Origin of the sequence: Zhongshania aliphaticivorans (genome assembly GCF_001586255.1) — a bacterium.
Lineage (GTDB): Bacteria > Pseudomonadota > Gammaproteobacteria > Pseudomonadales > Spongiibacteraceae > Spongiibacter > Spongiibacter aliphaticivorans.
In genome coordinates, this window is record NZ_CP014544.1 from 229,957 (window position 1) to 253,594 (window position 23,638).

The 23,638-nt window shown below is 48.0% G+C and carries 19 protein-coding genes; 13 read left to right on the plus strand and 6 right to left on the minus strand.

Annotated features, from left to right (window positions below; all coding sequences use genetic code 11):
• Positions 1-436: 436 nt before the first annotated feature.
• The 9 genes from rfbA (at position 437) to AZF00_RS01150 (ending at position 9,534) form a co-directional block, all read left to right on the plus strand.
• A complete protein-coding gene (gene rfbA / locus AZF00_RS01110; protein ID WP_062382550.1) occupies positions 437-1,321 on the plus strand; it encodes a glucose-1-phosphate thymidylyltransferase RfbA in 885 nt (294 codons plus the stop codon).
• 80 nt (positions 1,322-1,401) lie between these two features.
• Positions 1,402-2,427: an acyltransferase family protein gene (locus AZF00_RS01115; protein ID WP_082793636.1), complete on the plus strand. Its 1,026-nt coding sequence runs from the start codon at positions 1,402-1,404 to the stop codon at positions 2,425-2,427.
• A 58-nt stretch (positions 2,428-2,485) separates the two neighbouring features.
• Positions 2,486-3,823 (plus strand): UDP-glucose dehydrogenase family protein, encoded by a 1,338-nt coding sequence (locus tag AZF00_RS01120; RefSeq protein ID WP_062382557.1) that lies wholly within the window; start codon positions 2,486-2,488, stop codon positions 3,821-3,823.
• A 92-nt stretch (positions 3,824-3,915) separates the two neighbouring features.
• Positions 3,916-4,473 (plus strand): dTDP-4-dehydrorhamnose 3,5-epimerase, encoded by a 558-nt coding sequence (gene rfbC, locus AZF00_RS01125; RefSeq protein WP_062382560.1) that lies wholly within the window; start codon positions 3,916-3,918, stop codon positions 4,471-4,473.
• Positions 4,470-5,354, plus strand: coding sequence for a dTDP-4-dehydrorhamnose reductase (gene rfbD / locus AZF00_RS01130; RefSeq protein WP_062382563.1), 885 nt, complete (start codon positions 4,470-4,472; stop codon positions 5,352-5,354). The genes rfbC and rfbD overlap by 4 nt, the downstream gene beginning before the upstream one ends.
• 6 nt (positions 5,355-5,360) lie before the next feature.
• Positions 5,361-6,638, plus strand: a complete 1,278-nt coding sequence (locus AZF00_RS01135) for a flippase (protein WP_062382565.1) — start codon at positions 5,361-5,363, stop codon at positions 6,636-6,638.
• 512 nt (positions 6,639-7,150) lie between these two features.
• Positions 7,151-7,588 carry a class I SAM-dependent methyltransferase gene (locus AZF00_RS19410; RefSeq protein ID WP_197465698.1) on the plus strand — a complete coding sequence of 146 codons (438 nt, stop codon included), beginning with the start codon at positions 7,151-7,153 and terminating at the stop codon, positions 7,586-7,588.
• A gap of 73 nt (positions 7,589-7,661) precedes the next feature.
• Positions 7,662-8,465 (plus strand): sulfotransferase family protein, encoded by an 804-nt coding sequence (locus AZF00_RS01145; protein ID WP_231856228.1) that lies wholly within the window; start codon positions 7,662-7,664, stop codon positions 8,463-8,465.
• Positions 8,455-9,534 (plus strand): acyltransferase family protein, encoded by a 1,080-nt coding sequence (locus tag AZF00_RS01150; RefSeq protein WP_062382577.1) that lies wholly within the window; start codon positions 8,455-8,457, stop codon positions 9,532-9,534. The genes AZF00_RS01145 and AZF00_RS01150 overlap by 11 nt, the downstream gene beginning before the upstream one ends.
• Positions 9,535-9,553: 19 nt before the next feature.
• Here the strand turns inward: AZF00_RS01150 and AZF00_RS01155 are convergent, their stop codons facing one another.
• Genes AZF00_RS01155 through AZF00_RS01170 form a run of 4 tightly spaced genes read right to left on the minus strand, consistent with a single transcriptional unit; the run spans position 9,554 to position 14,219 of the window.
• Positions 9,554-10,702: a glycosyltransferase family 4 protein gene (locus AZF00_RS01155; RefSeq protein WP_062382580.1), complete on the minus strand. Its 1,149-nt coding sequence runs from the start codon at positions 10,700-10,702 to the stop codon at positions 9,554-9,556.
• Positions 10,699-11,841, minus strand: coding sequence for a glycosyltransferase family 4 protein (locus AZF00_RS01160; protein WP_062382581.1), 1,143 nt, complete (start codon positions 11,839-11,841; stop codon positions 10,699-10,701). Before AZF00_RS01160 ends, AZF00_RS01155 begins: the two co-directional genes overlap by 4 nt.
• A 45-nt stretch (positions 11,842-11,886) precedes the next feature.
• Complete coding sequence (locus AZF00_RS01165) at positions 11,887-13,242, minus strand: hypothetical protein (protein WP_062382582.1); 1,356 nt, start codon at positions 13,240-13,242, stop codon at positions 11,887-11,889.
• The gene (locus tag AZF00_RS01170; RefSeq protein WP_062382583.1) at positions 13,236-14,219 is read right to left on the minus strand and encodes a glycosyltransferase family protein; all 984 of its coding nucleotides are present in this window, start codon (positions 14,217-14,219) and stop codon (positions 13,236-13,238) included. Before AZF00_RS01170 ends, AZF00_RS01165 begins: the two co-directional genes overlap by 7 nt.
• Before the next feature lie 729 nt (positions 14,220-14,948).
• Between AZF00_RS01170 and AZF00_RS01180 the strand changes: the two genes are divergently transcribed.
• The 3 genes from AZF00_RS01180 (at position 14,949) to AZF00_RS01190 (ending at position 20,204) form a co-directional block, all read left to right on the plus strand.
• Positions 14,949-17,189, plus strand: a complete 2,241-nt coding sequence (locus tag AZF00_RS01180; RefSeq protein WP_062382586.1) for a polysaccharide biosynthesis tyrosine autokinase — start codon at positions 14,949-14,951, stop codon at positions 17,187-17,189.
• A 118-nt stretch (positions 17,190-17,307) separates the two neighbouring features.
• Positions 17,308-18,648 carry a UDP-glucose dehydrogenase family protein gene (locus AZF00_RS01185; RefSeq protein ID WP_062382589.1) on the plus strand — a complete coding sequence of 447 codons (1,341 nt, stop codon included), beginning with the start codon at positions 17,308-17,310 and terminating at the stop codon, positions 18,646-18,648.
• Between the two features lie 131 nt (positions 18,649-18,779).
• A complete protein-coding gene (locus AZF00_RS01190; RefSeq protein ID WP_062382592.1) occupies positions 18,780-20,204 on the plus strand; it encodes a mannose-1-phosphate guanylyltransferase/mannose-6-phosphate isomerase in 1,425 nt (474 codons plus the stop codon).
• Positions 20,205-21,936: 1,732 nt separating this feature from the next.
• On the opposite strand, the gene AZF00_RS01195 is transcribed toward AZF00_RS01190, so the two are convergent.
• Together AZF00_RS01195 and relB are read right to left on the minus strand one after the other, a co-directional pair.
• Positions 21,937-22,203 (minus strand): type II toxin-antitoxin system RelE family toxin, encoded by a 267-nt coding sequence (locus tag AZF00_RS01195; protein WP_062382596.1) that lies wholly within the window; start codon positions 22,201-22,203, stop codon positions 21,937-21,939.
• The gene (gene relB / locus AZF00_RS01200) at positions 22,187-22,399 is read right to left on the minus strand and encodes a type II toxin-antitoxin system RelB family antitoxin (RefSeq protein WP_062382600.1); all 213 of its coding nucleotides are present in this window, start codon (positions 22,397-22,399) and stop codon (positions 22,187-22,189) included. The genes AZF00_RS01195 and relB overlap by 17 nt, the downstream gene beginning before the upstream one ends.
• A 218-nt stretch (positions 22,400-22,617) precedes the next feature.
• Between relB and galE the strand changes: the two genes are divergently transcribed.
• The gene (galE, locus tag AZF00_RS01205; protein ID WP_062382603.1) at positions 22,618-23,637 is read left to right on the plus strand and encodes a UDP-glucose 4-epimerase GalE; all 1,020 of its coding nucleotides are present in this window, start codon (positions 22,618-22,620) and stop codon (positions 23,635-23,637) included.
• Position 23,638: the final 1 nt, after the last annotated feature.

Here is a 23,638-nt window from a genome sequence, read left to right on the forward strand (position 1 = left end):
CGCTGCTGCTGAGATGGGCCCCCTGCCTTCGCAGGGGCGGAGTCCGACCTTCGCAGGAGCGACGAGGTGCTTCGTCATCCCTGAGAAGGTAGGGGCAGGTAGCCATGTACAAAAATACTTCGCCATACCTGCGCAGGCAGGTATCCAAGTGAGCGGAGTGAATGCTTTTGGGGTTTGGTGCTACGTTTAGTTTGAACGTTGTTGCTGGGATGGACCCCCTGCCTTCGCAGGGGCGGGGCCCGACCTCCGCAGGGGTGACGGGGTGCTTCGTCATACCTGCGCGTCATCCCTGCGAAGGCAGGGACAGGTATCCATGTGAACGGAGTGAATGCTTTTTGGGGTTTGATACCCGGATGACGAGATTAAGGCGTGGCGATGTTCCGCGCACTAAATTTAAATGACGGCTTGATCCATCAGGCCAGTAAAAGGGCGCAGTATGAGCAAGAAATACAAAGGCATTATTCTCGCGGGAGGCTCCGGTACCCGCTTACACCCGATTACCATAGGTATCTCCAAGCAGTTGCTGCCAATCTACGACAAACCGATGATTTACTACCCCTTGTCGGTGCTGATGCTGTCAGGGATTAAAGATATTCTGGTCATCTCCACCCCCACAGATTTACCCGGTTTCCAGCGCTTATTGGGTGACGGCAGTCAATTTGGCACCAATATCAGCTACGCTGAACAGCCCAGCCCCGACGGCTTGGCCCAGGCCTTCACCATAGGCGCTGATTTCATCGGCAATGACAATGTCAGCTTGGTCTTGGGAGACAATATCTTTTACGGTCAGCATTTCTCCGACAATCTGAAAAGCGCCATGGCCAAAGACACCGGCGCCACGGTATTTGGCTACCACGTTTCCGACCCGGAGCGCTTTGGCGTGGTGGAGTTTGACGAGGCAGGCAAGGCGATCAGCATTGAAGAGAAGCCTGTCAAAGCCAAGTCGCCCTATGCGGTGACGGGGCTGTATTTCTACGACAACGACGTGGTTGAGATCGCCCGTAATATCAAGCCCTCTGCGCGGGGCGAGCTGGAAATCACCGATATTAATCTCGCCTACCTTGAGCGTGGGGATTTAAATGTGGAAGTGCTGGGGCGCGGCTTTGCCTGGCTGGATACCGGCACTCACGACTCCTTGATTGATGCGGGTCAGTTTGTGCAAACCGTAGAGCATCGGCAAGGATTGAAAGTGGCTTGCCTGGAAGAGATAGCATACCACCAGAATTGGATTAATCAGGAAGCCTTGATGCAGCAGGCAGATGCATTGAAAAAAACTGGTTATGGTCATTACTTAATGAAAGTTGCCCAAGGTTATAGCTAACAAGAGCTAGGCAGTGGTGCTAAGTGCTACGTTTGAGTAAATGGTGACTATATCTAATTTAAGCATGGGGCTAAAGGTTTGTGAATAAAAATATTAGTATTCTTACGGGGTTAAGAGGCCTTGCTGCGTTAATTGTTTTTGTCTCACATATGGCAAATCAAGGAATGCTTCCGGCCTTTCTCGGAAATGGTTTTGGGCAGTTGGGTGTAATGATATTCTTTGTGCTGAGTGGATTCTTGATGGGGTATTTGTATCTTTTCAAAGAGTTTTCCAGTCAGGGGGTAGCTGCATTTGCTTTTTCGCGAATTGGTCGCGTTTTTCCTCTTTATATTGCAATAGTTATATTGTCATTTTTAATTTCTACGTACATAGACCCAAATTTTCACTATGAAATAAACGATGGATATTCGTTCGCATTAGCGACATTGTTTTTGATGGCACCACAAGAATTGTGGACTATACCTGTCGAAGTGCAGTTCTACACATATTTTTGCTTTGTTTGGCTGTTTTTTTGGGTTTTTAAATCAAGAAATATTTTGCTAATTATGGCTGTACTTTCTATCGTTCCTAGCCTTGTCACCTATATATTATTGCAAAAATTGTATCCGGTTTTTTCGACGTATTCGTTAATGTTTTTTATTGGCATTGGTTTTTCATTTTTTTATAAGAATAGAATAGGTTTTAGGGATCTTTCGGATACATCTAAGTTCGTTTTGGGCATGTTGAGTGTTTGTCTATTGGTTTTCTCATTACCTTGCCTTCGTCTGAGATTTGGGTTGGTTTTTTCGGATGATTTCTATTTGAGAACTTGGGGTGATCCCGTAAATTGGATGATAGTCAGTCTGCTTTTTTATTCGTCACTTATTGATTCGCCGAGTTTGAAATTTTTAAATGGAAGGTTTTTTGAGTATTTGGGAAGAATTTCATATGGGTTTTATCTTCTTCATTACCCTATCATTACGTTTGTAGGGGGGCTGGAAATATATCAAATACTTAAACTTCCAATTGCTTTTTTTGCTGTGATGGTTATAGCTAGCTTGTCTTATCGTTTTTTTGAATTGCCAGCTAGCAACTATGTTAAATCATTGAGTTCATCAGGTCAGTAGTAGATGACTTTGTTGTATTACTCTGTTAGTGGGTATGGGTGTAAGGCTGGGGAGTTATATGAAAGTTACGATATTCGGTATTGGTTATGTTGGCTTGGTTCAGGCTGCGGTATTGGCAGGTGTTGGCCACAATGTGATGTGTGTGGATGTGAATGCCGAGCGGATAGAAAACCTGAAAAAAGGCATTATTCCCATCTACGAACCGAGTTTGAAGCCCCTTTTACAGGCCAATGTCGAAGCCGGACGGTTGCAGTTCACCACAGATGCCGAGACAGGTGTTAAGCATGGCAAGATGCAGTTTATCGCGGTGGGTACACCGCCGGGCGAAGATGGCTCAGCAGACTTGCAATATGTGCTGACGGTTGCCAAGACTATTGCTCAATATATGTCAGAGCATCGTATCATTATTGATAAATCTACGGTGCCGGTCGGTACGGCCGACAAGGTTAAAGCGGCGGTGACCGAGGTGCTTGCTGAGCGCGGGGCTGATATTCCCTTTGACGTGGTCTCTAATCCTGAGTTCTTGAAAGAAGGTGCTGCGGTGGCGGATTGCCAACGTCCAGACCGGATTGTTATCGGCACTGACAACCCAAATGTTGAAGATCGCATGCGTGAGCTGTATGCGCCTTTTAACCGCAATCACGAGCGGATCATCGTGATGGATGTCCGTTCTGCCGAGCTGACCAAATACGCCGCCAACTGTATGCTGGCGACCAAAATCAGCTTTATGAATGAAATGGCGAACTTGGCTGAACGCCTAGGCGCAGATATTGAGAAAGTACGCCAAGGCATTGGTTCTGATCCACGCATTGGCTATTCTTTTATCTACCCTGGCTGCGGGTATGGTGGGTCGTGTTTCCCTAAGGATGTACAAGCCTTGGTACGTACCGCAGAAAAAGAAGGCTATGTGCCTGAATTATTGCGTTCGGTAGAGGCGGTAAACCTGCGTCAGAAAACCAAACTGTTTGGGCATTTGAATAGCTATTTTGGTGGCGAATTGGCTGGTAAGAGAATCGCGGTTTGGGGGCTGTCGTTCAAACCCAATACCGACGATATGCGGGATGCCTCCAGTCGGGTGTTGATGGAGGCTCTTTGGCTGGCGGGTGCCAGTGTACAAGCCTACGATCCAGAGGGCATGCATGAAACCCAGCGTATTTACGGCAACCGTGCAGACCTCACATTGATGGGTACCAAGGAAGCCGCGCTGAATGGCGCCGACGCCCTAGTGGTATGCACTGAGTGGAACGTGTTTAAAGCGCCTGATTTTGATTTGATCAAAGACAGCCTTCGCCACCCTGTTATTATAGATGGCCGCAACCAATACGAGCCCGAATTGGTTGAGGGCTACGGGATAGCGTACTACGGAATTGGGCGTGGGCGTTCTATAAGGGTTTGAAGAATAGGTTTTCGTTGGCTTTCACAAAATTATCGATGGTGGCGACGCAATAGTATGGGTAGCCATCATTCTCTGTATTGGAATTACAAAAAATGAACGTTATCCAAACCAAACTCAAAGACTGCGTGATTATTGAACCCAAGGTCTTTGGTGACCACCGGGGGTTCTTCTTAGAAACCTTTCAGGCGGATCGCTACCGGGATATGGCGGGCATCCAACTCCCCTTTGTGCAAGACAACCACTCCCGCTCGGCTAAAGGGGTGTTGCGGGGCCTGCACTTTCAAAAGACCAAGCCCCAGGGCAAATTGGTGCGGGTGGTCAGCGGTGAAGTCTATGATGTGGCGGTGGACATTCGCCAAGACTCCCCGAGCTTTGGTCTGTGGGAAGGGGTGATCCTCTCTGAAGAGAATAAGCGCCAGTTCTGGGTGCCGCCGGGCTTTGCCCACGGCTTTGTGGTGCTCAGTGATACCGCCGACTTTGAATACAAGTGCACCGACTATTACGACCCCTCAGATGAAGGGGCGCTGGTTTATAACGATCCCGATCTGGCTATTACTTGGCCCGAGGCCGAAAGGCTGGAGTTTAAACTCTCCGAGAAAGACGCCGCCGCGCCGAGTTTTGCCCAGTTGCGCAAGGAGCTGGGTCGATGAAACTGCTGATTACCGGCGCCAATGGCCAGTTGGGCCGTTGCTTACAAGATGTACTGGCCAACACCGAGCACGAAGTCATCGCCCTTGACCGCAGTGGGCTGGATATCGGCGATGCCGAGGCGGTGAACCGGATTGTCGATCAGCACCAGCCCCAGACCATTATCAATGCGGCGGCCTATACCGCCGTGGACAAGGCGGAATCCGAGCCGGAGCTGGCCGCCAGAATTAATACCACTGGCCCAGAAAACCTCGCCAAGGCAGCGGAGCGTCACAGCGCCCTGTTGATTCATATCTCCACTGACTACGTCTTTGATGGCAGTAAAACCACCCCTTACACCGAAGAGGATGCTACCAATCCCCAAGGCGTCTACGGCCAAACTAAACTCAATGGCGAAATAGCCGTGCAGCAGCACTGCAGTCGTCATGTGATCCTACGCACGGCTTGGGTATTCAGCGAATACGGCAATAATTTTGTTAAAACCATGCTGCGCCTGGGCAAAGAGCGGGATGAGTTGGGGGTGGTGGCGGATCAGATTGGCTGCCCGACCTATGCGGGGGCGATAGCAGGCGCAGCGTGCTCAGTCCTTCAGGCCTTTAGCGAGGATCGCGCGCAGTATGGCGTGTACCATTATTGTGGCGATGAGTCCGTAAGTTGGTATGAGTTTGCCCGTTGTGTTTTTGAAGTCGCTGAACGCCGTGGTGAGCTTCCCAAGCCGCCGCAGGTAAACCCAATTACTACGAAAGACTACCCCACTCCCGCAACGCGGCCCGCGTACTCGGTGCTGTCTAGTGATAAACTCAATACTAGCTTTGGTGTGCGAGCCGATGATTGGCGCATATCTCTGGAAGCTGTTCTGAGTCGTCTGCCTCACCAAGAGTAGCCATGAATGAAATTGTCGCCGCGATCATCGCAACACAAGGACGTTATTCGCTCGTCGGCAATTGCCTTTGCGATAAGGGCCTTGGGTGCGGTAGCGGGTTTTATCACCACAGCTCTGATTGCTCGCGAGTTGGGGGCTGAAGAGTCCGGCTATTATTTCTTGGCTTTTACTACGGTGACTATTCTGGCTGCGGTGTCACGGGTTGGTATGGATAATTCCATAATTCGCTTTGTGGGGCGCGCGCCCGAACAGGCGATGTCTGTTTTCTATAAATCGATTTGTTTAGTAGTTGGCGCTAGTATCTTTGTTGCGGTGTGCCTCTATACACTGGCGGGGCCTCTCTCTGAGTACTTCTTTCAAAAGCCTCGAATGGCCCCGGTGCTTGAGGGCGTGTCGCTTGCGGTAATTGGTGTTGCGCTGTTTACGCTTGCAGCTAATGCCCTGCAAGGTCTGCACAAAGTTCTATACTCCATCTTTATTTTAAATATCGCCGCTAATACCTTGTTGATCGCTGGTATTTTCCTGTTCAACATCAGCGATGCGGCAATTCTCGCGCGGTTTTTCGCAGGCTCAGCCTTGATCGCCGCTGTGAGTGGTTATTTTCTGTTGCTTCGAATGAAACCAGAGCAACAAGGGTCGAGCGTCTCTTGGGAAATGCTCTTTAAAAGTTGCTTGCCGTTGTGGTCGGTAGTGATTATGGGGCAAATGGTGCAATGGTCAGGGCAGTTTATTGCCGGTGTTTATATGGCGCCGGAGGTTGTCGCCCAATTGGCGGTAGCGCAACGAACTGCAATGCTCGCCAGTTTTGTTTTGATTGCGGTCAATCTGGTTGTCGCACCCCGCTTTGCAGCGATGCACCGCAATGGCGATATGGAGGGCTTGCAGAGTCTGGCAAAAACCTCTGTTAAGTTGATTGGCCTTTTGGCAACGCCGGTCATTGCGGTAATGCTGGTCTTTCCTGAGTTTCTTATGGGCCTGTTCGGTAGCGGGTTTACCGAAGGCGCTAGCTTGTTACAAATACTTGCTCTAGGGCAGTTCGTGAATGCGATTACCGGTTCAGTGGGTTTTTTGCTGATGATGTGTGGTTACGAAAAGGATATGCGTAATATTACATTGCTCTCCGGCTCGTTGGCCTTAACGCTCACCTGGTGGCTAACGGCGGCTTATGGCGCATATGGCAATGCAACTGGCACAGCGATTGCTGTAGCTACCCAGAACCTGCTGGCGGTTTACTTTGTTAAGCGTCGACTTGGGTTTAATACTTTGGCCATATGGCGGCGTTGATCAGCTAAGAGGCATAATTGTCGCTGCTGTATACGAGTGCTAGCTACAAAAGATTACTTTAGGTATAGCGTTTTTCTTCACGTTATAAATCTGTTTGTAGATAATGTATAGGGCCGTGTTGGATTTCGGCTGCACACAAGAAGTTCTTCCTTCCCTCCAACTAAGGGTGAAAGTGGCGAGACATGGATGTTGTTGCGGGCAAAAACTACCCAAAGTTAGTTAAGCGAGCGCTCAGGCGTACTAAGCATGTTGTTTTGGCTTGGGCATACCGGGGTAGCGAGCGTTACTGCCCTCTCTGTGAAAATTCTGCAAGCAAATTTCTGGAATATGGCGCCACTAAGCGCAAGGATGCGGAGTGCATATATTGTGGGTCTTTGGAGCGGCACCGTCTTTTATGGATATTTCTCACACACAAAACTGACCTTATGCGGCCTGCTTCTCGGCGGCTGTTACATATTGCGCCAGAGCAATGTCTTGGCTCAAAACTTAAGCACATGTATGGCAGGAATTACTTGTCGGCAGACATCGAGCCTGGTGTGGCGATGGCGTGTATGGATATTACCGAAATACAGTTCGGCGACAATAGTTTCGATATAATATTCTGCAGCCATGTATTGGAGCATGTTCCCGAGGACAAAAAGGCATTGTCGGAATTGTATCGAGTACTGAAGCCCGGTGGGTGGGCGATAATTCTCGTACCAATAGAGGGTGAACGCACAATTGAAGATCCGGCTATTTCTACCCCAGAAGATAGAATAAAAGCCTATGGGCAAGCTGATCATGTTCGGCAGTATGGGCGTAGGGACTATATGCAAATGTTAAACCAGCAAGGTCTTGCGGTGATTGCGATTAGCCCGGACGATATGAGCAGCCCCGCCGAGGTTATTCGCTTTGGAATGAGCAGCAACGCGGGGGAAATATTTTATTGTGAAAAAAAGGCAGCTCTATAATTGTTTGTTGTTTAAAGTCTAATTTACTGAGTAAATCACTTTTATGGAAAAAAAGTATATTTTTATTGTAGGGATGCCCCGTTCTGGTACTACTTTGCTAAGTGCTACACTAACACGAAGTGGCGAGGCTATAGGGGGCGCGGAGACGCAATTCTTCAATAAATGCTATCGAATGAAGCGGACTCTTTGCTTATTGGATCCCTTTTGGCCTCGGCTCGCAGTCGCGACGTTGAAAGGGATTACTTTGTCGGAGCAGAAGGTGTTGGAACTCTATGGTGTTAGTAGAGAAAGCCTTTACAGACAGCTTTCCAAAAGTGATCGATCTACAAAATCAATGTTCGACGCACTTATGGGGTTAGACGGTAGTACACAAGAAAAAATAGTGGTCGAAAAAACCCCCAATCATTTATTACATGTTGATGAGATAAGAAAAGAAATACGTGGTTGCAAGTTTCTTCGCATCGTAAGAGACCCAAGAGGTTCAGCGGTTTCAATGAAAAAGCTGCCTTGGGCCTCAGCTGACCCTGTGGAAAATGCTAAATTGATCAGTATATGGCACCGTCAAAGTCGAAAATTCTTTTCCGAATCCCACAGGGACTTTTATACAGTTCGTTACGAGAACTGGATGAAAGAACCCCAGTTTAATATTGAAAACATATGCGAATTCTCTGGCATTACATTTGACCAAAAAATGTTAAGCCCTTCGGATAGTGATCGCAGGGTTATGTCAATGAATGAGCCGTGGAAAAATCAGGTGAACGCGGCCTATGATATTTCACTGGCCGACAATTGGCGTGAGCAGCTAAACGATAATCAGTCCAAGAAAATTATGCGTATTTGTAGTGCGTTTGCTGAGGAATTTGGGTATGCCGAATAATGTCGGCCAAGGCGCGAATTCGAATCTGGGTGACCGGGCCGACTGGATAGACTACGCGAAAGGCCTAGGCATCATCCTTGTTGTGTACAGCCACGTTTCCCGTGGTGTAATTAACGCGGGTGTACAGGTGCCGCTGCCCGAGTTAATGCTGCTCGATAGTGTGTTATATACCTTTCATATGCCTTTATTTTTTTTACTTTCGGGGCTGCTTTTTCAGTCTTCTTTTGAAAAAAGGGGAGCGAGAAGCCTTGTGTTTAGCAAGATAGATTCCATCGTATACCCTTATATACTGTGGTCTCTGCTGCAAGGGTTTGCGGAGTCCACCCTGTCAGACTTCACCAACGGTAAAGTTAAAATAAGCGATGTATTAGTCTTGTTGTGGCAGCCTCGATCTCAATTCTGGTTTCTGTATACGCTGTTTCTTGCGTTTTCTTTGAGTGCTGTTCTCGAAAAGTTTGTATATAAACGTTATCGAAGTGTTGTGCTGTTGATTGCAGTACTACTTTACTTGGTCGATGCTCCTCTGGGGAATATTCGCGTTTTTGAAGATTTCTCCTATCATTTTGTTTACTTTTACCTTGGTGTCTTCCTCGCGAGTGAGCGCCACAGAATCGATAGCGTAGGGGTATGGGTCTTGCCAACTGTTACATTTATTTTTGGTTTAGCCCAGTGGTTTTTTCATGTTAAAACAGGTAATACTTACGAAGACCGTGGGGTGTTGTCTTTGCTCCTCGCATTAATTTCCATTATTCAAATGTGTATTTTCTCAAAATTTTTATCTGATAGAAAATGGACTCTTTTTCGTGTTTTGGGGATGTCGTCTATGGCAATTTACCTCATGCATATTCTTGTGGGGGCTGGGACACGCATTCTGCTATCAGAAACTCTGGGGGTTGAGCATTGGTTTATTACGACAAGCATCTGTGTCTTAGTGGGGATATGTCTTCCTGTGCTTTTGATGAAATCAGTAGAAAAATACAGAATGCGCTATATTTTTTCCGCACCGCTCAGTCGGTGGATGGTCTCTTTTGGTGCTTGGGTGCGAAAAAGCGTGCTTAAGCCAGCGTAATGAAAAATTGATTAAAGATTTAGACGGAGCTTAGTAGTTGCTGAAAGTCTTGGCACATTTTATCTGAAGAAAATAACTCTTCTGCTCTACGCTTGGCGGAGCGCTGCATGGTCTGACGCGACGGATTTGCTAAAGCGACTTTGATTTTTCTGGCGAGTTCTTCTGCATCACCCGGTGGGTATAGGTATCCTGATTCTTCATCTTTAACGATTTCGGTTGCGCCACCCGCTGCGGTAGCGATGACTATTTTTTCCATTAGCATTGCCTCTACGATCACGCGACCGAAAGGTTCGGGTAGTACCGAGCAATGTACTATCGTGTCACATATATCAATGTAATCGAAGATGTTAGCGCGATGTCCAACAAACTTGATTTGATTAGAGAGTTTAAGCTGTGCAGCACGTTCAGCTAAACTGCTTGCATAGCTGTCATCTTCAAAATGCGTGCCGCCAACAACGATTGCTTTATGATTTGGTAGTTTGCTGAGTGCTTCTATAAATACGTGCTGGCCCTTCCAGTGGGTAATTCGCCCAAACATACCAATAAGAGGGGCGTTGCCTTGCCATTCTTTGATTTTATCAATGTCGCTAGTATCCTCCGAGGGTTTAGGTCGTGTGGTGTTCACTCCTGAATAAATCACGACTTCCCTTTTACTGTGCATTCCTGCTGCCTGCCACTCGTGCAGGGAGGATTTGGAATTTAAGACTACTGTATCAGCGAATACTCGGGCGAGTGATTTTATAACGGTTCTTGAAAAACCACTGAAATGCTCGCTACTAACAATATCATTCATAAACCACACAATTTTTTTTCTGTGTATAACTTTGGATAAAGCAAAAACTACGAATGACTTTTGGGACATGCAGACAATAATTTCGTAATTGCGTGCATGACGAATGGCCGACACAGAGGCTTTAAAGAGCGATGGAATAACTTTGAGCGCAGATAGTGTGCTGCCTTCGCGCTTATACTGGCGGAACCCTTTATTCAAATCTTCAACTATAACTGGTACGCCTTTAGCCTTTATAGTGTCGAAAAGTGATCCCTTCTCAAAAAGTAAGACTTCTCGCTGCTCAACAGCATTTAGAAGCTCTAGCATTTTAATTTCTGCGCCGCCGGGACTGCCAACATGGGTAGTGAAGAGCACTTTCTGGTTGAGCGCACTCATGCAGGTTCGCCTTCGGTAACAGCTATTTCTTTTTCCTTACTAACGCTTAAGAATTGATTGAATTTAGTGACGAAATTCTCCTTTGAAAACCTTTCTGCACTTTCCTTGATTTCGCTAGGTGAGTATTCTATGCCTTCGCGTTCAAATAAGGATATAGCTTCAATGATTGCTTCAGCACGCTGGCTATGGAAGTGAATTCCAGTTTTGCCGTGTTCGACAATTTCGGAAGCACCGCCTCTGCTATAAGCGATGACGGGCGCTCCTGATGCCAATGCCTCCACGAGAACAATGCCGAAATCTTCTTCTGCTGCGTAAACAAAGGCTTTGGACCTTGCTAGGTGTTCCTTTAGCTGCGAGAACGCTAAGCGCCCTGCAACAGTGATGTTGCTTTTAGCCATTGCTGTTATCTTTTGTAATTCAGGGCCCCCGCCAATCACTATTAATTTTTTATCGGGCATTCTGTTAAAGGCTTCCACGATCAAATCTACGCGCTTATACGGAACTAGCCTACAGCAGACGACGTAGTAGTCTGATTTCTCGGGCGCTAGGCTAAACGAATGGGTATCAACCGGCGGGTGTATTACCGCGCTCTCTCTGCGATAGCATTTGTTGATTCGATGTGCAATAAAATGTGAATTAGCGACAAATTTATCGACACCAAACGAGGAGCGAACATCCCATGTACGTGCCATTGCCAAGAAGAATCGAGCGAGCAGTGATGTGAGGCCTTTTTCAAGACCTGAATCTCTAAGATACTGGCCTTGCATGTCCCACGCATAGCGCATTGGAGAGTGGCAGTAGCATATATGTAGGTTGTCAGGTGAAGTTATTACGCCTTTCGCCACACTTGAGCTGCTGCTGATAATAAGATCGTACTTGGATAGGTCAAATTGCTCTACGGCAAAAGGCATAAGCGGGAAATACGTTCTGTAATAGCGCTTCGCTAAGGGTAGTTTTTGAATAAAAGATGTATTAACGGGTTTACCGTAACCTAGCTCGGCGAGCTGGGTGTCGTTCATATAACATACTGTTGTATACAGATCGGCATCTGGGAAAATATCCAAAAATGCAGCTACTACTTTTTCGGCGCCGCCGCTGTCTACTAACCAGTCGTGTATTATGGCCACATTGCTGAACATCCAGTCACTCCTTAACTTCGATGATTCTATTGATCTTGCTTTTCGCTACAATCTGTAGCGGGCTTTCTTTGTTTGCCAGTAATTAACGTGCTGTGCGTAAATATTTTTCGATGGCAGTTTGGCTATATTTTGGTAAGCGCTACTTACCTTTGCTTTCCGAGCGAATACCATTCCGACATAGAGCCAAACAGGTGGTTGTGTGTAGTAAAAATTTGCCCAAGTAAACCAGAACATTAAACTGGCAATGTAGTACCAGAATAAAATCCATCGTATTTCGCCTCGGTAGGCATAGCTCCAGTCTTTTTGTCTAATTCCGGAATAGAGAACTGCGAGATTGAAGATGATGAAAAGAAAAACGCCGAGGTAGCCTCGTTTTAAATATTCCCAATAGAAGCCGACGTGCACATTGTGGTTGCCGAATATAACTCCGGTAGTTAGGTGGGCGTCGTATCTTGCGGCGCCGCCAAAACCCATTAGGAGGTTTTCGCCACTGCCCTCTTTCGCGAATTTGCGTTTTACGCCTTCAATTTCGTGAATTCGGTCTGATATAGAAACACTTTGGGAGGTGGTTCCGGTACGAGCGATGGATACGAGTTGATTTAAGCGCGCAACAGATCGGCTTTCACTTTTTTGAATTTTGTAGTCTTGTATTGCTACGGCAGAGATAAATACTAGTGATATGGCGCTAACTATCGCAGCAAGAAGTATAAGCTTGTTGCGGTAGGATGTTTGAAAGAGTGTGGCAGTGAGGAAAATTAGTAGCCAGGCAATTAGCGTTCTGTTTAAGTTGGATATGATGGGGGCTAGGTAAACAACTATAGCAGCACAGGCGATGACACGTAGTAATAGCGATTTGTTAAATGTTGAGCTAAATAAAAGCAGAGCACTCAGGGCGACGAAGCCGGGATCTGCTCCGGGTTGTAGTCCGTTTGCAATGGCTATGATTAAGTGTAGAAAAATTAGTGTAAAAAATAAGCTGGAGCTTTTTGCGGTGCTGGTTTGAGGTGGTATAAAGCGGCCATAAAGGTAGAAAAACAGCATGCAAATGAAGAAGAACACCTGTTTTAGAAATATAATATCTATTTGTCCGCCGAGAAAGCTAAGAAGCATTGAGTATAGGTTTAGAAAGGCGTATGCAATAAATAACACATCCAGAATATTAATGAGTTTTGGGATGCGGGGCGGAATTTTGACTAGCATGTAGGCGGCTGCGAGTATTATCGCAAAACTGGCATAAAGACTGCGCTCTGAGGTGAGAAAGTAGAGGCTTCTGCCTTGTATCAGTACGTAAAGTACAATCACTGCTTCCATCGCAAAAAATGGTAATACTAACGACATAAATGCTGCGTGGCTTTTGCTGGCGCTTGGCCGTTCGTTTAGACGGCCTTTTGCGGCTAACATAGATAAGAGTCCCAAAATTCAGCTACCCGCTTTTGGCCATAATGGAGTTCGGCGGCGTTAAAAACCTCCCTACGACTACAACGGGTAGTGCGGTTATCGGCTATAGAATGCACCATATAGCTGAGTTCCCGGAGTTCTTGAAAGACATAGTCTCCTTTGCAGTTGGCGGGACCGTGTGCTCTCCGAGAAAGAGTCAGGCAGCCCGCAGTTTTGGCAAGATAATAGGTACCTGAAACGATTGCTGACTGACCATCGTGGGCGACAACCACTACCTCGGAGTCGGATAGCAGTGTGATCATTTCTGGGTCTGAAAGCCGTCTAAGAATAAATTTTACGTTGAGCTGTTTGGCACTTACTATTGCCTCTAATTGTTGGTGGTATTCGCTGGAGCTGGGTTTTCCTGCGATGACAAGTTCGATATTCGGCGGCCAGTTTTGGAGAATTTCGTCTATTTTTTTGTAAGGATCGACAGACCCGACAATAGAAAACCGGCAGCGGGTTTGGTGGTCATCCTCGCTATATGGCGCGGTTTGATAGAGGGGGTGAGGTAGGAACTTGTAGCCTTCCCCACTTTTCTCAGGAAAGTGGCTTAATTTTACGTATGCTAGTTTTTCCTGCAAGCGCACTATAAGTTTTGCAAGCCGAAGTGCGAGGCCGCGAGCACCGTGCGGTGTATGGTTGTGTCGCACGTATATCAGTCGTGATCGAGATACGATGATAAAAAGCAGCATAGCCGCGATTTTCAAGGTGTTTTTCCATATCACACCACCGCTGTTATTGACGCAGTGGGATTCTAGCCAGTTAGCGATGACATAGTGTTTGGTCAGTAGCTTGCTTCGCGGGAGTTTGTAGATATCCACGACTTGAAAGCCAAGGGAGCTTATTAGCTCTCGGTTGATTTCGTTGTAGGCGTTATCCCTGTTGTCAAAGGGGAAGTAGATTACCTGCTTCGACCAGCGCTTGGATGAATTGCTCATTAACTTATATACAGATGACTGAAAAGAAGGAGGCTGATGGACGGATTACAGCAGTTTCTCTCCGCAGCGCTGTATTCACCGAGCGCTAAAGATAGTGGCGTTAAAACATATTGAGGGAATATTCATGGTGCATTATACATCCTTGTTTAGTGGCTGATAATTGATGTAACGTTATCTACTCTTGCAATCCCTGCGCCAAGTAAAAGTAGGAATTTCGACGCCTTGTTTGATGCCCGGCGCTGCTTCCCAGCTTGTGATTTTCCTGATGGCCTTATTGGTGACGTCAATATTGAGAATGAACGCATTCTATCTTAGATCTATTTTATTGCAAGCTTGTGACTCTTTGTGGTGCGAGGGGGCCAATCTTGTGCGCATTGCTATGTGGAATGTCGCAACTTATTCCTTTATTATTGCCGAGCTTCAACTTGCCGTTACATAAAGTCATTTAGGCTGGCGAATTGTATTTATAGTATGGCTAGAAATATTTTTGATTTCTGTTGTTCGTTGGCGGCTTTTTAGTTGGTATTTAAGTTGCTAGATCAACTGGGTTGATCGAAGTGGGTCGCGTAGGTTTCAAGGATGATTTATGGCGTGTCAAATCTTGCCGGATATATAATCAAATTCTGTCTTTTATATCGCCGCGTGTTTCTGACGTTTTCGCGTTTGTCCTATATATGATTCCCTAGAAAACTCTGGGGTGGATTGTGGTGCGTTTAAATTGGTGAATTGATGAATTCTTATAGTGTAGATAACGGTACTGCTCAGGGAGTCGAGCAAAGTGAGATTGATATGAGCTCCTTGATTGAAAAGCTCGCTCATTATCGCGTAATGCTTGTGTTATCGATTATTGCTGCACTTGGTGTTGGTGTGTTTTATCTGTGGGTGACTCCTCCAGTTTATCAGGCAAACGTCATTATTCAGGTTGAAAGCAAGAAAAGCCTTATTCCCGGTATGGATGAAGTGACTAAGGCCTTGGTCGCGTCATCTGAAACGTCTACAGAAATTGAAATTATGCGTAGTCGCACGATAGTTGAAGAGGCTATTGAGCGACTGTCTCTCGACTTGAGGGCGGTGCCGAAGTATTTCCCAGTCGTTGGTGAAGCCTTAGCGAGAGGCTATCCTAGTAGCTCCAGTGTAAGCCAAGCCCCGTTGGGGTTGGTGAGCTATGGTTGGGGGGGCGAGCTAATTGACTTTAATGTTTTTCGTGTACCGGAGTTCCGAAAAGGGCGTGAGCATATCCTTCGGTATCTCGGTGAGGGGAGGTATGAACTCTATGATTCTGATGATCAGTTGGTGTTAACCGGAAGCATTGACGAGCAGAAAAATATAGCAGGGTATAGTGTTCATGTTAACAGTATTCGTGCTCGTGCAGGAACTGAGTTTTTGGTTAGTCGGCAACATCGATTGGATGCAATTCTCTACTATCAATCATTGCTTAATGCGACAGAGGTTGGGCTTGATACTGGAATTATTGAGTTAACCACTGAGCACCAAGATCCCAATGTTGCATTACAGTTTCTTGATATAGTCGCTAAGAGTTTTATAAGAAGAAATGTCGATCGCCATTCTGAGGAGGCGTCTAAAAGTTTAGCCTTTCTAAAAAGCCAATTGCCTCAGATCACGGCAGAGCTAGAAAAATATGAAGCGGCTTTTAATCTTTACAAAGTTGAGGTCGGGTCGGTTGATATTAGTCTGGAGACCGGAGCCCTGCTTGATCAAATCGTTGGGATTGAGTCTGAGTTAGCCAAACTGCGGATTGAGAAAATCGAGTTAGAGCGTAAGTTTAATCACGGTCACCCCAGTTTCGATACGCTGCAGCAGAAAATCAATGCACTTCAAAGCAATAAGGCGGAATTAAACTCTAAGGTGGCCAGTCTTCCCGAGACTCAGCAGGAGTTGTTCAGCCTGAGACGAAATCTTGATGTTAGCACCGAAATTTACACCCAGATGCTTAACAATATTCAAGAACTGGATATTGTTAGGGCGGGAACCGTGGGGAACGTTAGGGTTATTGATCCGCCGATAGTAAATAGTAAAGCGCCAGTTAAGCCTAAAAAAGTCCTCGTGCTATTGGTGGCTGGCTGTGTGGGTATGGTCTTAGGTCTTGCGTTGATTGTGGTGCGGGAAAGCTTGCGCCGAGGGGTGATGACAGTAGCTGATCTTGAGGAAGTTGGTTTGCCGGTCTACGCATCCATTCCGTTGTCTGATCAACAAGAAAAACTAAATATTGTCGGTAAGTCTCGGAGGGGAGCAGCTCGTAAGGAGAAAGAGTACGGTCTTTTGTTGGCGGCGGCTAACCCCGCTGATATTGCAATTGAGTCGTTAAGAAGTTTGCGCACTAGTTTGCATTTCGCCATGTTGGAAGCGGATAACAATATCATTATGATTTCTGGCCCGAGTCCAGGTGTCGGTAAGTCTTTTGTTTCTGGTAACTTGGCTGCGGTTATTGCGCAGACAGGTAGAAAAGTGCTGGTTGTCGATGCCGATATGCGTCGCGGCCACATGCACAAAATGCTTGGTGTCCAGTTGGAGTCAGGTTTATCTGAGGTATTGTCGGGCCAAATGGAATTAAACGCTGCAATTAAACCGACGATAGTGGATGGCTTGTATGTGCTCACACGTGGCACCGCGCCGCCAAATCCCTCTGAGTTGCTGATGAGCAAAGGGGGGGAGGATTTGTTTAGCACGATCGGAGCCGATTTCGATCTGGTGATTGTCGATACTCCGCCAGTAATGGCGGTAACAGATGCAACGATTGTTGGGCAGTATTGCGGGGCAACAATGTTGGTAACCAGATTCTGCGTCAGTTTGCAGAAGGAGGTTGAGGTGACCCATAAGCGTTTACTGCAAAACGGCATTGCGGTTAAAGGTGTGGTGCTGAACGCTGTTGAGCGGCCTGCGACGAGCTATGCTTATGGTTACGGCTATAGTCACTACAACTACAATTATTATGGTAAGCGTGAATCGTGAGACAATGGGTTTCGCTCCTTAGCGGGATTTTTGCTAAGTTAGCGGTTTTTGGGTGCAAGGTTTGCGGTGCAGCTGTGGTTGCATCGCCCAGCTAATTCTTTTTAATAAGGCATTTTCCATGAGGGTTACAGTCTTCGGTATTGGTTATGTGGGCCTTGTGCAGGCCGCTGTTTTGGCTGAGGTTGGCCACGATGTGGTGTGTGTAGATATTAATGCCGAGCGGGTCGAGAACCTTAAAAAGGGCATTATCCCTATTTATGAACCCGGTTTAACACCCTTGGTGCAGCGTAATTACGAGGCGGGTCGTTTGCAGTTCACTACCGATGCTGCGATGGGCGTTGAGCATGGCCGTATACAGTTTATTGCAGTGGGCACCCCACCCGATGAAGATGGCTCTGCCGATTTACAGTATGTGTTGGCAGTGGCAAAGACCATTGCGACGTATATGGAATCGCCCAAAATTATTGTGGATAAATCCACTGTGCCGGTGGGTACCGCCGATAAGGTGAGCGCCTGTGTGGCGGCGGTGTTGGCCGAGCGTGGTGTTGATCTGGTTTTTGACGTGGTGTCTAACCCCGAGTTTTTGAAAGAAGGCGCGGCGGTGGCCGATTGCCAGCGGCCAGACCGGATTGTGATTGGTACGGATAGCCCCGCTGTAGAAGAAAAAATGCGCGAGTTGTATGCGCCGTTTAACCGCAATCACGAGCGCATGATTGTGATGGATGTGCGCTCAGCGGAGCTAACCAAATACGCCGCCAATTGCATGTTGGCGACGAAAATCAGCTTTATGAATGAAATGGCAAACCTAGCGGAATTGTTAGGTGCCGATATTGAAAAGGTGCGCCAGGGCATTGGTTCTGACCCGCGTATTGGTTACCACTTTATTTATCCCGGTTGTGGTTACGGCGGGTCTTGCTTCCCCAAAGACGTGCAAGCCTTGGTTAAAACGGCGGAGAAGGTCGGTTATGTGCCCGCTTTGTTGAAGTCGGTAGAGCAAGTGAACTACCGCCAAAAAGATAAATTGTTTGCGCATGTGAACGCCTATTTTGACGGTGATTTGGCGGGTAAGCGCATTGCCTTGTGGGGTTTGTCGTTTAAGCCAAACACCGACGATATGCGCGATGCGCCAAGCCGCGTGCTAATGGAGAAGTTGTGGGCGGCTGGTGCGGTGGTGCAGGCCTTTGACCCCGAGGCAATGAATGAGGCACAGCGCATTTATGGCACTCGGGCTGATTTAAGTTTAATGGGCACCAAAGAAGCCGCCCTGCGTGGCGCTGATGCCTTAGTGGTGTGTACCGAATGGAACGCCTTTAAAGCACCGGATTTTGAGGTTGTTAAAGAGCATTTGAAACACCCCGTTATTATTGATGGTCGCAATTTGTATGACCCAGATATGCTTGAGGCTTATGGGATAGCTTATTACGGGATTGGCCGTGGGCGGAGTGTGGCGACCTCATAATCAAACTAAAGGACGGTAATTTACTGTGCTTGTTTCTATATTTACTGCATCTATAGTCGTCGTGATTCCACAAGTACCTATGCTGCGTAATATTAAGGAATGTCTGCTTTAAATTTTATAGAGGTTGTACTATGCACGTAGTTATTATGGCCGGTGGTAGCGGAAGTCGTTTATGGCCTTCTAGTCGTAGTTTGTTCCCCAAGCAGTTTCTATCTGTAGTGGGAAAAGACACCATGCTGCAAGCCACGCTTGCGCGGGTTGACGGTTTGAGTGCTGGCAGTACGTCGGTTATTTGCAATGAAGAGCACCGCTTTGTGGTGGCACAGCAGGCGCAGGAGTTCGGTGCCGAGTTAAGTTCTATTATTTTAGAGCCTGTTGGTCGTAATACGGCACCGGCAATTGCGTTAGCTGCATTTGATGCCCTTGAGTCTGCAGGGGATAAAGCGCCGTTGTTGCTGATTATGGCGGCAGATCACGTGATTAATGATGTGGCGGCGTTTCACGCGGCGGTTAACGTTGCGCAGGTGCAGGCTGAGGCGGGAAGTTTAGTGACCTTTGGGATTGTTCCCGAGTCTGCGCATACTGGCTATGGTTATATTCAGCGCGGCGCTGAGGTAGTTGGTCAGGGCGGGGCGTTTGGGGTTTCTCGTTTTGTTGAGAAGCCGGATGCTGCTACAGCACAGAGCTATATGGATGCGGGTGGCTATTACTGGAATAGCGGTATGTTCTTGTTTGCCGCCGATGTGTATTTGAATGAGCTAAAGACCTTTAGGCCCGATATTTACACTGCCTGCGAAAAGGCCTTTGCGAATCGTCAGCGCGATAAAGACTTTTTACGTATAGATGCCGATGCCTTTATGGCCTGCCCAGATGAATCTATTGACTATGCGGTGATGGAAAAAACCGACAAAGCGGTGGTGGTGCCGCTCTCTGCGGGTTGGAGCGATGTTGGGGCGTGGTCGTCGCTATGGGAAATTGGCGACCAAGACGCATCTGGCAATGTGAGCAGTGGTGATGTGCTGAGCCACAATACCGTTAACTCGTATATTCGCGCAGAGCACCGTTTGGTGGCCACGGTGGGTTTAGACAATGTGGTGGTGGTTGAAACTAACGATGCGGTGTTGGTTGCCGCTAAAGACCAGGTGCAAGATGTTAAAAAGATTGTTGAGGCTTTAAAGGCGCAGAATCGCAGTGAGGTTTCGCAGCACCGTCATGTTTATCGGCCGTGGGGTGTTTACGACTCTATCGACAATGGCGAGCGCTATCAGGTTAAGCGGATTACCGTAAAGCCGGGGGCGAAGCTGTCGGTGCAAATGCATCACCACCGCGCCGAGCATTGGATTGTGGTGTCGGGTACCGCCAAAGTAACCAATGGTGATAAAGAGATAATGCTGACTGAAAACCAATCGACCTATATTCCGGTTGGGGTTGTGCATGCCTTGGAAAACCCAGGGGTGATTCCGCTGGAGTTAATTGAAGTGCAGTCGGGCTCGTATTTGGGTGAAGACGATATAGTGCGCTTTGAAGATAGGTATGGAAGGGTGCCGAAGGCCTAGTTATAGGCTGGTAGCGTATTTTTGAGCTTCGTTGCTGAGATGGACCCCTGCCTCCGCAGGGGCGACGAGGCGTTTATGTTTAGTGCATTTCGTCATACCTTCGTAGGAAGGTATCCATGTAGCGCAGCGAATGCTCTGTGATGGTCGCGTGAAATCCGGACTCCGTTGCTGAGATGGGCTCCTGCCTCCGCAGGAGCGACGCTCGGCCTTCGCAGGAGTGACGGAATATTTGTGTTTAGGGTATTTCGTCATACCTTCGCGGGAGTGGCGAAGTGTTTGTGTTTAGGGCGTTTTGTCATACCTTCGTAGGAAGGTATCCATGTAGCGCAGCGAATGCTTATTGAGGCAGCATTTAAGCCCGAACTCCGTGGCAGCAATGGACCCCCTGCCTTCGCAGGGGCGGAGTCCGGCTTCGCAGGAGTGACGAGTAATTAAAATTGCCGTATTAGTCGTCATACCCTCGTAGGGTCGACGAATGATTAATTGGTGTCATACCTTCGAAGGAAGGTATCCATATGAGCGCAGCGAATGCCTTTGTTAGCAGCGCTAATTTTAATACTCCGTTGCTGAGATGGACCCCTGCCTTCGCAGGGGTGACGCCCGAACGTCGCGTGAGCGATACGGTATGCTCCAGCGTGGCGTCATACCTACGTAGGCAGGGATAGGTATGGACCAGAACGAGGTCATACCTGCGTAGGCAGGTATCCACGTGAGCGTAGCGAATGCCTTTGTTAGCAGCGCTAATTTTAATACTTCGTTGCTGAGATGGACCCCTGCCTTCGCAGGGGCGACGCCCGAACGTCGCGTGAGCGATACGGTATGCTCCAGCGTGGCGTCATACCTACGTAGGCAGGGATAGGTATGGACCAGAACGAGGTCATACCTTCGAAGGAAGGTATCCATGTGAGCGCAGCGAATGCTTTGTTAGCAGCGCTAATTTTAATACTCCGTTGCTGAGATGGACCCCTGCCTTCGCAGGGGTGACGCCCGAACGTCGCGTGAGCGATACGGTATGCTCCAGCGTGGCGTCATACCTACGTAGGCAGGGATAGGTATGGACCAGAACGAGGTCATACCTGCGTAGGCAGGTATCCACGTGAGCGTAGCGAATGCTTTTGTTAGCAGCGCTAATTTTTATACTGCGTTGCTGAGATGGGCCCCTGCCTTCGCAGGGGTGACGCCCGAACGTCGCGTGAGCGATACGGTATGCTCCAGCGTGGCGTCATACCTACGTAGGCAGGGATAGGTATGGACCAGAACGAGGTCATACCTTCGAAGGAAGGTATCCATGTGAGCGCAGCGAATGCTTTGTTAGCAGCGCTAATTTTAATACTTCGTTGCTGAGATGGACCCCTGCCTTCGCAGGGGTGACGCCCGAGCGTCGCGTGAGCGATACGGTATGCTCCAGCGTGGCGTCATACCTACGTAGGCAGGGATAGGTATGGACCAGAACGAGGTCATACCTGCGTAGGCAGGTATCCACGTGAGCGTAGCGAATGCTTTTGTTAGCAGCGCTAATTTTTATACTTCGTTGCTGAGATGGACCCCTGCCTCCGCAGGGGCGACGTCCGATGTTAATAGGGTGTCCTGGTTTCGGTAGTGGCAGATATTAGTCAGAATGAGGTCATACCTGCGCAGGCAGGTATCCATGTGAACGGCTACGTAGTGAATGCTTCTTGGTGGTCGTGTCTGAGTTTGGTCTGTACTGATCGATGAGTGATATTGTTACTATTTACTCGTATACATTTTTGCGATGTCCAACACGCAGCACTAAAACGACTAGTCTGCCGTCTTCAATTTGGCAGATTATGCGGTAATTGTGGACACGGTAACGCCACAGTCCGGTCATATCGCGGGAAAGTGGTTTTCCAAAGCGGCGGGGGTCTTCGTTGGTGGCAATGCGTTCCCGGAAATAACGCAGAATTTCTTGTTGTGCTTTTCGGTCGAGTTTTCGGAGTTCTTTCGCTGCCGCGTCGTCAAACTCAATTTTCCACGTCAAGATCCTGCTCCATATCGTCCAAGGTCCAGCGTTTACCAGGATTCTCTAGTCGGTTGGCGGCCAAGTATTTATCTTCCAGATCATCTATATGTTCTAGAATTGCTTCTTTGGCATAAAACGTTTTGGTGCGGCCGGTTTTGGCTGCTAACGCAGTTAAGCGCGCCTCGATGTCTTCAGGCAATCTAATGGCAAGCATGGCAACCTCCTATGCTATACGCGTATGACGTGTATAGCATAGCAGGCTGGCATCTACTACTCCACTGGAAATAGTTGGTGTGTAGAATGATGTATTCGCAGTTAGGGTAGGTATAGCAGGTCGTTGTGTTGGCCCCATCCAAGGTTTTCCTCTTCAAGCGTTAGTTATTCCCCGTTGTCTTGCATTACCATAAGGCTTTTTACAGTGGATGTTGTTGCATGAAAACAATTCTTGTTACCGGCGGTGCTGGGTATATTGGCAGTCACACGGTTGTGGAGCTGCTTAAGGCCGGTTATGGGGTGGTGATTGTTGATAATTTGGTGAATAGCAATTTGGCGGTGCTGCCACGCATTGAGACGATTTGTGGCAAGGCGCCGGTGTTTGTGAATGCCGATGTTCGCGATGCCAGTGCCATGGCTGCGGTGTTTGCTGCGCATGCGATTGACGCGGTGATTCATTTTGCCGGTTTGAAGGCTGTGGGCGAGAGTGTTGAGCAGCCCATTCGGTATTACGAGAATAATGTGCACGGTACTATGGTGTTGTGTCAGGCAATGGCTGACGCTGGGGTGTTTAAACTGGTATTTAGCTCCTCTGCCACGGTGTACGGGCCAGATGCCCCTGTGCCCTATGTTGAAACGATGGCGCTGGGTCAGCCGTCTAGCCCTTATGGCGCATCTAAGGCGATGGCTGAGCAGATTTTGGCTGATTTGTGTGTGTCGGATTCGCGCTGGGCAATTGCGGCGCTGCGGTATTTTAATCCGATTGGTGCCCATGAATCGGGTTTGATTGGCGAGGACCCCAAGGGCATCCCCAATAATTTAATGCCGTTTATTGCCCGAGTTGCCGTTGGCAAATTGGCTGAGCTGGCGATATTTGGCGATGATTACGACACCCCCGACGGCACCTGCCAACGTGATTATTTGCATGTGGTGGATTTGGCCGAGGGCCACTGCCAGTCACTGTTGGCGCTTGAAAAGCCGGGTTTGCACGCCTTTAACTTAGGCACCGGCCAAGGTGTGTCGGTGTTGGATATGGTAAAGGCGTTTGAGGCTGTCACTGGTCAACCCGTGCCGTATAAAATCGCACCCCGCCGCAGTGGTGATTTACCCGCGTTCTGGGCCAATGCCGATAAAGCCAAGCAGGAGCTGGATTGGGTTGCTGGCCGTAGTCTAGAGCAAATGATGGCCGACACCTGGCGTTGGCAGAGCGGCAACCCAGATGGCTTTGCACAAGAGTGAC

What these genes read in the sequence shown, in the direction of transcription:
- AZF00_RS01180 (WP_062382586.1), top strand. Translation starts at nt 14,949, where the DNA reads ATGAATTCTTATAGTGTAGATAACGGTACTGCTCAGGGAGTCGAGCAA.
- galE (WP_062382603.1), top strand. Translation starts at nt 22,618, where the DNA reads ATGAAAACAATTCTTGTTACCGGCGGTGCTGGGTATATTGGCAGTCAC.
- AZF00_RS01155 (WP_062382580.1), bottom strand. Translation starts at nt 10,702, where the DNA reads ATGAGTGCGCTCAACCAGAAAGTGCTCTTCACTACCCATGTTGGCAGT.
- AZF00_RS01150 (WP_062382577.1), top strand. Translation starts at nt 8,455, where the DNA reads ATGCCGAATAATGTCGGCCAAGGCGCGAATTCGAATCTGGGTGACCGG.
- relB (WP_062382600.1), bottom strand. Translation starts at nt 22,399, where the DNA reads ATGCTTGCCATTAGATTGCCTGAAGACATCGAGGCGCGCTTAACTGCG.
- AZF00_RS01165 (WP_062382582.1), bottom strand. Translation starts at nt 13,242, where the DNA reads ATGTTAGCCGCAAAAGGCCGTCTAAACGAACGGCCAAGCGCCAGCAAA.
- rfbC (WP_062382560.1), top strand. Translation starts at nt 3,916, where the DNA reads ATGAACGTTATCCAAACCAAACTCAAAGACTGCGTGATTATTGAACCC.
- rfbD (WP_062382563.1), top strand. Translation starts at nt 4,470, where the DNA reads ATGAAACTGCTGATTACCGGCGCCAATGGCCAGTTGGGCCGTTGCTTA.
- AZF00_RS01135 (WP_062382565.1), top strand. Translation starts at nt 5,361, where the DNA reads ATGAAATTGTCGCCGCGATCATCGCAACACAAGGACGTTATTCGCTCG.
- rfbA (WP_062382550.1), top strand. Translation starts at nt 437, where the DNA reads ATGAGCAAGAAATACAAAGGCATTATTCTCGCGGGAGGCTCCGGTACC.
- AZF00_RS01190 (WP_062382592.1), top strand. Translation starts at nt 18,780, where the DNA reads ATGCACGTAGTTATTATGGCCGGTGGTAGCGGAAGTCGTTTATGGCCT.
- AZF00_RS01120 (WP_062382557.1), top strand. Translation starts at nt 2,486, where the DNA reads ATGAAAGTTACGATATTCGGTATTGGTTATGTTGGCTTGGTTCAGGCT.
- AZF00_RS01145 (WP_231856228.1), top strand. Translation starts at nt 7,662, where the DNA reads ATGCCCCGTTCTGGTACTACTTTGCTAAGTGCTACACTAACACGAAGT.
- AZF00_RS01185 (WP_062382589.1), top strand. Translation starts at nt 17,308, where the DNA reads ATGAGGGTTACAGTCTTCGGTATTGGTTATGTGGGCCTTGTGCAGGCC.
- AZF00_RS01170 (WP_062382583.1), bottom strand. Translation starts at nt 14,219, where the DNA reads ATGAGCAATTCATCCAAGCGCTGGTCGAAGCAGGTAATCTACTTCCCC.
- AZF00_RS01160 (WP_062382581.1), bottom strand. Translation starts at nt 11,841, where the DNA reads ATGTTCAGCAATGTGGCCATAATACACGACTGGTTAGTAGACAGCGGC.